The 12742-nt window shown below is 58.4% G+C and carries 11 protein-coding genes; 3 read left to right on the forward strand and 8 right to left on the reverse strand.

The annotated features are described in order from the left end of the window. Positions 1–44: 44 nt before the first annotated feature. From LYZ69_01365 to LYZ69_01395, 7 genes are all read right to left on the reverse strand, one after another. Positions 45–2354 carry a hypothetical protein gene (locus tag LYZ69_01365; protein MDV3277100.1) on the reverse strand — a complete coding sequence of 770 codons (2310 nt, stop codon included), beginning with the start codon at positions 2352–2354 and terminating at the stop codon, positions 45–47. A 195-nt stretch (positions 2355–2549) separates the two neighbouring features. Beyond that, on the reverse strand, positions 2550–2879 hold the full coding sequence (locus tag LYZ69_01370) for a hypothetical protein (protein MDV3277101.1): 330 nt from the start codon (positions 2877–2879) through the stop codon (positions 2550–2552). A gap of 182 nt (positions 2880–3061) precedes the next feature. Next, positions 3062–3319 carry a hypothetical protein gene (locus tag LYZ69_01375; protein MDV3277102.1) on the reverse strand — a complete coding sequence of 86 codons (258 nt, stop codon included), beginning with the start codon at positions 3317–3319 and terminating at the stop codon, positions 3062–3064. A gap of 112 nt (positions 3320–3431) precedes the next feature. Continuing rightward, positions 3432–6149, reverse strand: a complete 2718-nt coding sequence (locus LYZ69_01380) for a hypothetical protein (GenBank protein MDV3277103.1) — start codon at positions 6147–6149, stop codon at positions 3432–3434. A 42-nt stretch (positions 6150–6191) separates the two neighbouring features. After that, a complete protein-coding gene (locus tag LYZ69_01385) occupies positions 6192–6719 on the reverse strand; it encodes a hypothetical protein (protein ID MDV3277104.1) in 528 nt (175 codons plus the stop codon). Next, a complete protein-coding gene (locus tag LYZ69_01390) occupies positions 6709–7152 on the reverse strand; it encodes a hypothetical protein (GenBank protein MDV3277105.1) in 444 nt (147 codons plus the stop codon). Before LYZ69_01390 ends, LYZ69_01385 begins: the two co-directional genes overlap by 11 nt. Positions 7153–7163: 11 nt before the next feature. Further along, the gene (locus tag LYZ69_01395; protein ID MDV3277106.1) at positions 7164–7658 is read right to left on the reverse strand and encodes a hypothetical protein; all 495 of its coding nucleotides are present in this window, start codon (positions 7656–7658) and stop codon (positions 7164–7166) included. A gap of 297 nt (positions 7659–7955) precedes the next feature. On the opposite strand from LYZ69_01395, the gene LYZ69_01400 reads away from it, so the two are divergent. The 3 genes from LYZ69_01400 (at position 7956) to LYZ69_01410 (ending at position 10408) form a co-directional block, all read left to right on the forward strand. Beyond that, on the forward strand, positions 7956–8489 hold the full coding sequence (locus LYZ69_01400) for a hypothetical protein (protein MDV3277107.1): 534 nt from the start codon (positions 7956–7958) through the stop codon (positions 8487–8489). A 6-nt stretch (positions 8490–8495) separates the two neighbouring features. Continuing rightward, positions 8496–8849, forward strand: a complete 354-nt coding sequence (locus LYZ69_01405) for a hypothetical protein (GenBank protein MDV3277108.1) — start codon at positions 8496–8498, stop codon at positions 8847–8849. A gap of 269 nt (positions 8850–9118) precedes the next feature. Further along, positions 9119–10408 (forward strand): MFS transporter, encoded by a 1290-nt coding sequence (locus LYZ69_01410; GenBank protein ID MDV3277109.1) that lies wholly within the window; start codon positions 9119–9121, stop codon positions 10406–10408. Positions 10409–10550: 142 nt separating this feature from the next. Here LYZ69_01410 and LYZ69_01415 read toward each other — a convergent pair whose 3' ends face one another. Beyond that, positions 10551–12587 (reverse strand): type II secretion system F family protein, encoded by a 2037-nt coding sequence (locus LYZ69_01415; GenBank protein ID MDV3277110.1) that lies wholly within the window; start codon positions 12585–12587, stop codon positions 10551–10553. Between the last annotated feature and the right edge of the window lie 155 nt (positions 12588–12742).

A 12742-nucleotide genomic window follows, 5' to 3' on the forward strand; every position in this document is an offset into this window, starting at 1 on the left:
ACGTGAGGCCTCAGACGGCTAATAACACGCGGGTTACTTCTCATTCAGCATGCGGGCCAGGTCTTGCGCGTCAGGTCCCGGACGCCGACAGTCTTCCGCATGTTTGCGTCCACGAGCCCATGTCCGTGCTCGTGCCTCCCGACCAGCAACTCCACGTCGCAGCGGCTGTCGAACTCCCTCAGCACTGTTGCGCAGGCTTCGGCCAAGAGCCTGACATAGCGCCTCGGGTCGTAGTCCTTCGCCTCCCAAAAGTCGAATGGCACGGCCCTCTTGGAGCCGCCCGACCCGTAGTCCCTTATCACGTATCTTATCCCCTCTCCCGCGTGGAGTTCGACCCCCTCACCGACGAGCTGCTTCGCGACTGACGCCTGGAGGGTCCTGTTGACGTACTCCTCAGGTTCCTTGGAGAGGTTCATGGCGAAGGCCATCTCGTCGGCCGAAGCCTCCCGGCTCTCAATCATGCTCGCGTACTTCAGGAAGACCTCGACACATTCGGGGAGCATCTCCCTTGCCTCTTTGATTGTGTCCGCTTTTGCGAGTCTCGTGAGGATCTCCATCTGGCACCGCTTGAAGAGGAGGGGCGTGTCGCGGCGCCTCGCCTCTATCCCTCGCACCTTCAACGCCCCGCTCCTGTAGGCGCCGAAGTATCTGTTCAGGACGGCCAGCCCTGGGTCCACCTTCGAAGGGAGGAAGGTGACCCACTTGTAGATGCCCTCGAAGGACAGCGGGAAACCAATCTCCTCTTCTATCTCTCGCTTTAGCTCCAAGTAGTCAGTCTCGTCTGCGCCGTCCCGTTTCAGCCAGAGGGAGTCGACTATCCCGTGGATGACCTCGTACCCCCTCCTTTCGGCGATTCGCGCCGTGTCGATTAGGGTCTTCCTGTCCCAGGCGCAGACTGCTATGTGGGCGTCTATCCTGCCGAACTTCGCGTTGGAGTGGCCGAGGTAGCCGAATGAAACGCAACCAACCCATTTGAGGACGGCTTGTCGCTCATCGAAGATCTTCCGCTCTGTCCCCGTCGCGCTGCCCTTCAATTCCTTGTATCGAAGCCGTTTGCCGACCACGATTTCCATCGACTTCGCGATTATGCCTGTCCTCTCCTCGCAGACGTTCCAGTTCAGCTCCGGCACCCTGTTCTTCGAGTCTGGGCAGCAGGAGCACTTCACAGTCTCCGCAGAGATGTTCTTCCTGAGCATGATGTTCGGGTAAAGGGCCGAATAATCAAATTCGGCAATGCCCTCGTGCATTCCCATCTTCGGTTCGAATATGAAGCCGCCCCTGTCTGCCACCAGGAGTTCTGCTCTTGTCTTGAAATGCTCAGCCAGTGTGGGCTTCCAGGGCACCAGCAGGCCCATCTTGAAGGCGTTGTAGCACTGGAGGCTCGAGAGCGCCTTGCCTATGGTCGCCCTGCTCGACGTCTGGAGGGGCATTCTGCAGAGTCTGGAAAGCTCGAAGAGCCCTTCGAACCCGGCCTCGGAGAAGGCGAAGGACGTGTTGACGTCGATGTGCAGCCTCCCGTACAGCTTCATGGCCGACGGCTTGTAGTGGATTCTGCCGTAGCTGAAGTAGGACGTTCCTTTCCTTGCGGGAAGGGTCAGCAGCGTCCCGTCTCTGTCGAGTGCCAGCCTGCCCGCTACTCCGCTGGCCTCGGCCCTCTTGGTCAGGTAGGGAAAGAGGAAGGTGTCACCGTCGGTCGTGAGCACGAAGTCTGGGTCGGCTTCCTTCACTGCCTTCACTATATCGAGTATCATGTCGGCCTCGCTCCGGCCTTCGATCACAACCTTGCCGTTGTCGCTCTCCAGAGTCACGGCCTTTAGCGGGTCTGTGAAGCGCGCCAGCATTCCCTGTTTCTCTATCTGGACGTCCACCTTCACTTTCCTGAGGTTTGTTATGCAGTAGTCGTAAGCCCAGACGTCGTCCTCCAGCATCCACTCTAGCCTGTTTCCACGCTGCTCGACCTCGCAGTAGGCCAAGGGGAACAGGTCGCGCTCGTAGAGGTAGCTCTGGCTCGGCGGTACGTCCACGTTGTAAGCCCGGAAGGCGCCGAAGGGTCCCAGCCTCTCTATCCTCCCGGCCACCTGCTGGAGCCGCTTCGCGTCCCTTACCTTGGCCTCCACCACTTCGCTGCTCTCTCGGTCTGTGACCCTCTCGCGCCTTCGCACTACTCTCGTCCAGGCGAGCTCTTCCCCGACTGTCTTGAGCGGAGTCTCGAGGTCCGTCCTGTTGTCTGCCGCTATGTAGATGGAGGGCGACCAGCTGTCGACGAGCCTGACCGCGTCGCCGTTCTCCTCCTTGAGCCAGACCACCATTTCTCCGGGTCTGCCGGGGTAGAGGTCAAAGATTCGCCCGCGCATCTTCCCGTCCCTTCGGTCTCTGTATCTCACGAGAGCGAACGCAATGCATACGAAACGAGGGTGATTGATTGGAAAGATATAATCACAGACGACGTTTTGCAAAGTCCCGGAGAGAGGGGCAGACGAAAGTGAGAGGCGGAGCCAGCAGGCGCATTCTGGCTCTTCACATTATTCTGAAGAAGTGACGGGAATCGCCTACTGCGGCGAGTTATTCGCGTCTTCGAAGGCTTGGCGCGCCCTCCTCACCTCCGCGCAGAAGTTCATGCTGTCCCCCCATCGGAATACAATGGCGGTGTGTTCGCCGTAGAAGCGCTTCAGTATCCTGCCTTCGACTAGGGTCGCCCCTACAGGATTGAAGAGCACGGAGAGAAAATCGTCGAAGTCGGCAGGCCTGCTTGCGCAGTCGCGCAACGAGACTCCGTTCATGCTGAGGCGGTAGACCGTCGACGCGAATCCGCTCAGCCCGAGCACCTCCTTCAGGGTGGATTCGCAGGCTGAAGCCATCGCCGCCTCGAACTCGGCCAATTCAGGGATTGAGAACTAGCGCGTTCTTAACGCGGGCTCTGAAGAATCCACTAATTCCCAATCCACAGCGAATAGGCGAAGTCTGCTGGCAGTCGCTGCAATCCTATTGTTGTTGGCGTGGGCTGCGGCTCCCCCTCCTAGATTGGGCGAACTCACAGCTCTTGCTTCTAACCTCACGACCTTCAGGTCTCTTGCTCTCCCGATGGCCTGAACAGCTCGAAGGCTCTCTTCACACCGTCCCTGAAGAGTATCGGAACGTAGAGTATGGACACCAAGAGCAGAACCATCTCGATTGCAGCTTCGCCCTGCAAGTTGTCGTAGATGATCACCGAGTAGCCGTGGGTGTCCGCCAGTATCAGGGTCCACGCGAGGACAACCACAGAGGCCATCACCATTGAGACCGAGACGATGTAGAACGCCCCTAAAGCCAGCTTCGCCAAGGCCCTACGCGGTTCAGCTCGGGAGATGTGGTGCGTCTCCTGCTCCGCTCCCGAACTCGAAGTCTTCCCGCAGACTCTGCAACGCGGTCCATCCGACAACTGGCTCCACCGCTCACTGCACCACGTTGAAGCTCGCCGTTATGGTGCCGTAGGTGTCTACAGTCGCCGTCGTGGAAGCCGAGCTTGTGGAGGTTATCATGATGTTCCCGCTAGAGGCGCTCCAGGATGAGAATGCGAACGCGCCCAAAGCGGAAGAGGTTAGCCCTACCACGGCTCCGGAGTCATACCAGCTATCGCCAGTGGGTGACGCAAACGTGACCGAGCTGCTCCCAGTCTGCGTAGTCGTGAGAGTGCACGTGCCGCCCGTCCCCGAGACAGTATTGCCCGAGACTGACCCGCTGGCGCAGCTGTTCGAAGAGTACGACTCGGCTGATGGCCAGCTTGCAGACCAAGACGTTGACGATGAGCCGCCAGGGAAGTTGTAGCCCACTCCGTAGGAGTAGGTCACGGTGTTGCCAGAAACCGAATAGGTATTCGAGCCGCTGCTTGTGGAGCCAGACGACGATAGAGTGTAGGTCCATGTTCCAGAGCTTGTGATGGTAAAATAGGTGCCGCAAGGAAAATAGTCTTGAGCTCTGCTGCTCCAGCATCCCGGCGACGTACTCCATTGGAGAACAATACTGGCACCTGATTCAGGCAGGCAGGATCCGGAGTACGACCCGCTGGAGCCGGTAGTCGCACTATACCATGAAGTGTAGCAGCCATTGAAACTGATATAGAAGCTGAGCGAGTCTCCCAAGGTTCCTGATTGGGTCACTGATATGCTCCAGCTGAACCCGGTGACTGTGTAGGATGCAGGCGGCTCTGGAATAAGGCCTTGCGTGGCCGTACCGCCAAAGCAGTTGCAGAGTTGGAATCCATTACCGTTCCCTGTCCAAGATACTGTCGACGGAGATTGGTACGAATAGCTCACGCTCAGCGCTCCCGTGCTCCCACTCGATGGCACGCTAGTTTCAGTCGTCACGTAGTATTGCGTCACTGGGTTGAAGTTGATCGTATGGAAGGTGTTCATCGTCACCGACGTCGTCGTGAAGGTCCCGGTGCCGACCCGGGTCACCGCCTGGTTCGCTCCCCCGTCGAGGTTCCAAGAGGCGAGGTTCAATCTGGACTGGCCTGTTACCACACCCCACACATAGTTGGTTGTCACGGTGGCTGTACTTCCAGAGTCGTACCAGCCGTCGCCGGTGACCGAACCCGAGTATGTGACCCCGTCGCCCCCGACCGCGTTCAGTGCGTACTGCGAGGTCGACGTGAAGCTCAGGGTGTGAAAGGTGCTGAAGGTAATCGTGGGGCCGGCCGAGCCCGAACCTGCCCTGGCCAGAGTCGTTTGAGCGCCATCAATGGCGTACGATAGGAGGTTGCTCCTGGTCTGCCCTGCTACGACGTTGAAGGCATAGGCGCTCTGCACTTGGCTCACGGTTCCCGAGTCGAACCAGCTGTCACCCGTGGGCGATGCAACCGAGTATGAGTAGCTCCCTCCTCCCGAGAGGGCCAGGAAGTACTGCGTCACTGAGTCGAGGGCGACGGTGTGGTAGGTGCTCATGGTGATTGTGGAGGACGTGAAAGTCCCGCTGCTGCTCCGGATTGGATTCTGGTCGGCGCCGTCGAGCTGCCAGTTGCTCAGTGCCGACCTGGATTGGTCTGAGACTACGCTCCAGACCCAGTTGCTTGAGACTGTCAGCTGGGTCCCGGAATCGTAGAACCCGTCGTTCGTGGGCGAGGCCGCAGAGACGCCCAGCCCGTTGCCTCCCGTGGTCGACAAGTAGTACTGCGCTACTGAATCCACCGACAAAACGTGTGGCGCACCCATCGTAAGGGAGTACACGAAGTTGCCCGAGCCGGACCGCGTGACGGAGGTGGGCGAGGCGCCGTCAAGCGAATACGATAGCAGGTTCTGCCTGCTCTGGCCTGATACCAAGTTCCATGCGTTCGGCAGTGCGACCTGGACCGACGTGCCAGAGGGGTAGTAGCCGTCGTTGGTTGGAGAAGCAGGACTCACCATCACCCCGCTCCCCCCGCTCACGGTCAGCAGATACTGGGTCGTGTAGGAGGCTTGGACGGTGCCTGCAGAGGTCGCGGTCAATGTCCCCGAGGTGGCTGTCGTGAGGCCTGTCGCAGTGGCGCCCACCCTGGTGCCGCTGCCCTGGGGAAGGGACTGGAACGCGTACGTGTGCTTCGTGCCTGCGAACCAGCTCAAAGTGACGGGCAGCTGCGGGTAGGTGTAGCTGACACCGTCAACGGTCAGCACCGGGCTGGTCCCGAACGCGCTGGCACCGTTCGCGCTGAAGGTGACGTCGTAGTTGAGGTTGGGGTTGGTCTGGGCTGCGACCGCAGGCTTGAGCCAGAGGGTGTTGCCCCTCGAAGTCACTATCCCTATCTCATCCGCTGGATTGGTCGAGCTTAGTATCGAGTTGTACCTCGACTGCAGAGAGGAGGGGATTAGCTTGCCGACCTGGAGGAGGTTGTTAGAGGCCATCGACGACGTGCTCGGCGAGGCAGTGTAAACAGTCCCGTTGGAGTACTTGATGATCACCTCGACAACGCTCACGGACTCGCCGCCGGTGTTCTGTATGGTGAGCGACCCGTTTGAAAGGGCCCCGTACGTGAGTTGCTCGCTGCCCTTCTGCGCCATCAAGGTCTGCGCCCTGTTGGCTGCGCCGTTCGCCTGCGATTGTGAGCTGGCGTAGTAGGCTACCCCGGCCATTGCGGAGGCGAAGAGGACAAAGAAGAGGATCGATCCTATGATCGAGGCTTGGCCCCTACGTTTCATTGACGCCAGACTCCCCTGGCGCTTAAAACGCGAACTCAAGCGTCATGGGGCCCCTGCGACAAGGAGGACAGACGCCTGGGCGTATGGCTGGGAAGATACGAGGAAGTTGTAGGTGCTTCCGGCAATGAACAGGGAGGCGCCTTGGGCGGAGGGAGTGAATGTCACAACCAGGCCCACGTTCTGGTTCGGGTTCAGCGCAGCGCTGAAGGAGTAAAAAACAGAAGTGGAGCCGGAAGGCACGGTGAACGAGCCAGAGTAAATCTGGCTTCCCGTCGACATGGAGATTAGTGTCACCGTGGCCGAGAATGAAGCGGTGGACGACTGGACGCCGCTCAATGCGATGGTCAAAGTGGTGATTGGTTGGGACCCCAAGTTCGTGAGCTGGACCCTGAGCGTCGCCTCGTTCGCCCCCTGGACGAGCTGCCCCTCGTTGACCTGCAGGCTCGCGCTCGGGGGGTTCGAGGCGGCGGCGAGCCCGTTGAAGGCACTGTACACGATTACGCCGCTGGCAAGAGCTATCGAGATGAGCATGAGCGAACTGACGAGGTTCGATAAGGCGCTACGTCGCAAATTGAAAAACCACTCCGTAGCTGTCGACGAGGTAGATGGTCTGACCGGTGACCCTAGTGAAGGTACCGCTGATCACTACGTTCGCGGCAGAGTTCGGCGCGATCGTCGGGATTGGCTGACCGTTGGTTTTCTGCAGCGAAGAACTGTATGAAGTGATGTTGACGAAGACGTATGCTGGCGCGTAGCTCGTGAACCCGTAGTTGTAGACCTGGACCACCAGCTTCCCAGAGCTCAGCCCAGAATACGTGAGGGAGAGTAGCTTCCCCGTCGATTCCTGCTGCTGCTGGAGCGCGACAAGGATACCCTGATTGGAGCCCGAGAGTTGACTGCTAAGCGAGACCGTCATGTATCCGCCGAGGGAAAGCGTGGCTGCGGTGAGGAGCAGGGCAGAAACAATCTCGCTGATGGCACGTCTGGTCCTCGCTACTCTCATAGATTCCGCCACTATGCTTCTGTTGCTACGACCGAGGTGGAGAAGGTCGTAGAGCCCAACCCACCGCTGATGGTGTATGTGCTACCTGCCGTGAAGCCGCTAGGGGTGTTGAATGCAAGACTCAGAGTGTCACCCCCACTCAGAGTGACGCTGGCCGAGGTGGCGCACACCCCTGCCGTCGTGCAAGACCAGGTGAACGAGTCGCCCTTGGTGTCACCGCCGGTGTACGTGACTCCTGAGGACGGCAGCGTGGCAACCACCGACACTGTCGAAGTTCCTTTGAGGGCGGTGTTCCCGTTGTTCTTCATCGTGATTGCGAACGACTGACTGCTCGTGCCGACGCTGATGCTTGCGCCTGCCACCTGGAGCGACGAGATGTTCCCCATACCGCTTATGAGGCCGGTCGAGACGCCGTACATTATCCCCCCGACCGCGAGAGTCGCGGTTAGAATGAGGAGGAGGTCTGTGCTCTGTGAGAGTGCTTTTCTTTCATCCGAAATTCTCATGCTGGAGCAGTCGTCGAACGTATAAAAGACAAGACCTGAGGTTCTGATAGCTTGTCAGTTTCAGTTTCGTGGGTTCGAAGTCCCACCCCCCGCACATTAGTTTCACTCCACCCCTCCTGACTCGTTCGATGAATGAAATTATGATGACCAAGGTGTTCAATTTCGCCGAAGGGGAAAAGAGCCCGAGAGCGATTAACACGGGTTGACGTCACGGTGACCGCAGATTTTCGCCTTTCTCACGTATGAGAACTGTGTTCAAGTCTTAAATATCAAAACGTAGGCGGGACGCCGAGGAGAATGTCGTTCTTCGGTCTGGGACCGAACGAATTGATGCTTTCGATACACGGGTTATTCTTCATCCTGATAGTCGGCTTCGCAAGTTACATGTTCGGCGCGATCTACTTCAAACGCATCCTGAGCGATGTCTACATGACCCGACTGAAGTACAGCGCGCTCATCACTTTCCTCTTGGTGCTGGGCCTCATGGTGTCCGGGATCCTCCCCGATGTGAACTTCGGGTCAGGAACGCTCCTGAGCGCCAGCTATGGCAACGACTACGGGAACTTCACCCAGAGCATAAGCGATGCTTCTGTCGGGGCATTCACAGGCCCCCTCCTCTTCGACATGATGGAGCACATCTCCTTCATTGGATTGGCCTTGACTGGCGTGACGACATATCTCATATGGGACTTCGGTGAGCTCGTGATCACCGACAGGCGCGTAAAGTGGAGTATCTTGAGCCTCATCTTGGTGACTGTGGCATGGCTACTGGTCCTCGGAGTGGTTGGGACCATAATGACGAAGACTCTGACGTTTCCCCCAGGAGCATGAGTTAGATTGCAAGAGTCCAAGCCGTCGTTCGCGGAGACCGTCAGCAAGGGGGGTGCCCCACCCAAAGCCGCGGCCGGGTACGCTGCGGGATTGTTCTACTTGTGGGGTGAAGCGGTCCTCAGGTATCTATGGACCAATACATCACTGGGGAGTTGGTACCTCTACACTCAGAGGACTGGAGACGTCGCTGTCATCTGGCTTTTCAGTGTCGTAATCTCGCTGGTGGGATTCGTCTCGGTGTATGTGCTCTTTAGGAGGAAGGAGCGAGTGGGTTCCATCACTCTTTGGACCGCGCTCGTCGTCGTTTCGGCTATCATAGCCCCCCTGATCGGAGAAATCGGAACGCCTTTCGGCATCTAGCCGTAGCCTACGCACTGCGGCACGCGTATTCTTCCCCCTGAAACGAATTATGATGGGATTCCCAACAACCACTCCTGGCTTCTAGGGCCCATTGATAGGACGTTCGACACGACAGGAGTCTTTCAGACCACATGTGTAGTCGGAAGTCCCGACGACTGCACTTCGTGTATAGTTCGAACCTTGCCGACCGCTCCGCATGTGGTGTTCAAAGCGCCGACTGCGACCTTGGCAAGAGCTTTAATCCAGAAAGGGGGGTCAATGGTTGGTCGATGAAACCAAGCGATTTGGCTCCCTCGCCATCCCAAGGCTGGCTCAACCGAAACGTCATCGGAATGAGCCTTACCAGCTTGTTCTCAGACACCAGCCACGAGATGGCGACTTCGATTCTCCCGTTATTCATCGTCTTTGCCGTCGGTGGTAATCCCGCCATTGTAGGACTGGTGGAAGGAGCGTCCGACGGAGCCTCGAGTCTGGTCAAGTCCTATTCTGGATACTACTCTGACAAGTCGGGCAAACGGACACCTATCATGTATCTAGGTTACCTGCTCACAGGGATCCTTATCCCAGCAATCGGCTTCGCTGTTTCGTGGCTGCAGGTGCTGGTCCTCCGGGTGGGAGCTTGGACGGGGAGAGGCGCGAGAGGCCCACCGAGAGACGCCCTGATGGTCGACTCGGTTCCAGCAGATTCTGTGGGGAAGGCTTTCGGCTTCGAAAGAACGTTTGACACCGTGGGTGCAGTGATAGGTCCCGCAATAGCTCTCTTGTTGATTCCCTATCTTCCGTATTCCCAGATATTCTTCGTCTCCTTCGTTCCAGGGGTAGTCTGCATCGCCGTCGTCCTGGGCATGGTGAGAGACAGGCCGCCCGGTGTGAAGAGGACGGGACGGGACAGGGGAGGGGAATCGATTTCATTCCTCTCCTCAGTCAGAATCCTCCCGAGGGAGTTCAGGCTCCTCCTTGTCAGCGTCGGTCTCTTCGGAATCGCGAATTTCTCTAATGTAATCTTCACGCTAAGGGCGGAGCAGGTGCTTCAGCCTTCACTCGGCATATCTGCAGCATCTCAATTGGCTGTCCTTCTGTATCTGCTCTTGAACGTGATTTACGCACTCGGTTCGTTCCCAGCTGGGTACCTTGCCGACCGGATTTCAAAGCGAAACCTTCTCGCTGTAGGGTACTCCGTCTTTGCTTTTGCCTGCATCGCTTCGATATTTGAGAGTCCGGGCTATCCGATTTTGATTACAATCTTCGTCCTAGCTGGCCTTCAGACGGCAATTGTCGACACGGTGGAGAAGGCGTTCGCGGCTGAGATGCTCGGCCAGTCCCAGAGGGGGACTGGATACGGTGTTCTTCAGACGGTAAACGGGATAGGCGATTTCGTCTCAAGCGTGATGATTGGCGTCCTTTGGACAGTGCTCACGCCCGGCATCGGTTTCGCAACTGTGGCATCCCTCGCCCTCATTGCAACCCTCGTGTTGCTTGTGGTGTTGCGAGATACCAAGCCTGCAATAAATAGGGCCGGAGGTCAGGCTTCGCTTTACGCACTAAGTGTAGAGTCCTAGTCCTGGCGACCGCACAGTATACCAAGTCAAAGCTGCTTTGAACACAATAAATTGTGCTGAAGTCCCACCCCCCGCGCTTGACCGTTCTTGAAAGGACGAAGAAGGGACCGAGAAGGCTCAAAGGCCCATCTCGCACCGAAACTCATGCGTGGATGAAAGAGAGCAGATCGACCTGCGCCAAGATGAACGTCGCGATGATCGCCAGCGCCACGTTGACGGTCACCCTGAGCGTGTTCTTCACAGTGAAGTCGACTATCTTGGCCGATATCACCCCGAGCGCAGCCGAGGCGACCACTATGAGGATGTTCGACAGTTCGGTTAGGGCGGGAGGCACGTAACCTATCTTGAGCAGGTTCGCCGAGACAGGGAGGTTGGAGAGGCTGATGGATAGGTGCGAGCTGAATGAGAAGACAATCGAGCGCGTGAAGTCTATGCCGAACGCGAGCAGAAGGGGAGAGGCGTAAGCGAGGAAGATGTACGGCTTCATCTCCACGGACGCCTTGCCCCTCGCCTCCGCAACCTTCGAGACGTACGTTGACAGCTGGTTCAGTGTGTCGACGCTTCCCCCGCCGTAGAGGGACATCTCGCCCAGCACCATGAAGGTCATCTTCGCCAGCCTGCTTCCGGTCTCTATCCTCGCTTCATCGAGCGGACTCCCCTTCTGCAGGTGCGCACCAACCCTGTCCAGTATGCTGTTGAAGCTGCCGTTGTACCTGTTCTCCTTCGCGACCGCGATGACGGCCTTAGGTATGTCGTACTCCTGCCTCTTGTACTCCATCAGGTCCCCCAGGAAGCGGGGGACAGCCTCGTCCGCCTCTCTTGCCTCTGTCCTCTGAGCGAGGACGGAGAGGCCGTAGAAGGTGCTGAAGATGAACAACCCCGTGGCCAAGCCGATCCAGACCTGGTTCAGTAGCAGGGAAGGCAGAGCGCCCAGCAATGAAAGGGCGAGCGCAATCCGGGGGTTGCCGTGGACCGGGTCCTGCCCAGACGGCTGCATCCTGCTTACTGTCACGACCATCACCGTGGTGAATATCGGCACGGCGATGAAGGTGAAGCCGGAAAGGTAGGTCAGGGATGCGGACGAGGTGAAGAGCGAAGTGATCAGTATCAGTATCGGCAGGATCACGAGAAGGGTGAGCATCATGCTGCCGAGACCGCCCGCCATCTCGCCGTACCTGGCCCAGTCCGACTCGAGCCGCCGGAGGAGGTCGCCGCTCTCGCCTGAGAAGTACTCGCCAAGGGCGCCACCCGATCTCATCTTAGAAGTGTACCCCGTGATGAAGGAGGCGAAGCGCCTGGAGGGGTGGATCGTGGAGAGTCTCTCGAGCGCTTCCAGCGAGTTCATCCCGAGGACTGTCACATATTTCCTCAATATCGAGCCCTCCTTTGCGATTTGAGGGAATACGCTCTCGCTAGCCACCTTCTGGAAGACATCGTAGAGTGGGGTGCCTGCGCCAGTCAGGACTTCGGCAAGCACAGAGAAGAACGGCAGCTCCTTCTCGACTCCTGAACCTCTCGCCGATGCCGCGTCCCTGAGCTTGAGGTTGTAGAAGAAGTAGAAGGCAAGGGGAACGAATAGGATGACGAGGGCGGGAGCCCCGACCAGAATAGTGGCGACGATTGCGGCTAGCACCGCGAAAATCAGCGCGAGGAGGGAGTACGCGACAGACTTCGCGGCTATTGCGCTCGCGTTCCCTGAAACCCCCGACGAGAGCAGGAGCTTCCTGAAGCTCTCGGTCCTCGCGGACGCGACGCGCCTGAGGCGCGCGTGCCTCTGCACGAACGCGGTCGACCAGACTTCTGTGAGGGGTACGATTTTGGGAACCGCGGCGCTTCCTGTGAGAGGCCAGACCGACACAAGGGTGAGCGCTTCAAATGCGGCTGACGCTGCGAAGATTATGAGGAAGTACTGTTGGCTGTACCTCAGGTAGGCCACCAAGACGGAAGCACAGATGCCGGCTCCGATGATTGCCGCGGGGACGCGGGCGTCCACGCTTACCCTCTCCTGAGCAAACCTTACGAGCGACGTCCCCCTCAACGCTATGTACGCCACACCCGCCAGGCCGGAGAGCCCAACACTCAGCAGGAATACGGACTTCAGGGAGGAGAGCTCTGACGCGCCGGAGCTGCCTATCAAAGAGTATGCGTACAGCGAGACCAGCGCGAACAAGGCGGACATGGCATGGAGGGCATGCCTGCCGGAGAGCCTTGAGGACCTTGGTCACGAAGGCAGGCCTGAAGGGGAGTTTCCTGAGGTCGTGGGCGTCGAAGGCCACCGACTCGATCAGCACCTGGATGCCTATCAGCATCGCGAGTTCCTCCCTGCCTCTACTC

Source organism: Nitrososphaerales archaeon, assembly GCA_032906765.1.
Lineage (GTDB): Archaea > Thermoproteota > Nitrososphaeria > Nitrososphaerales > Gagatemarchaeaceae > DASPPF01.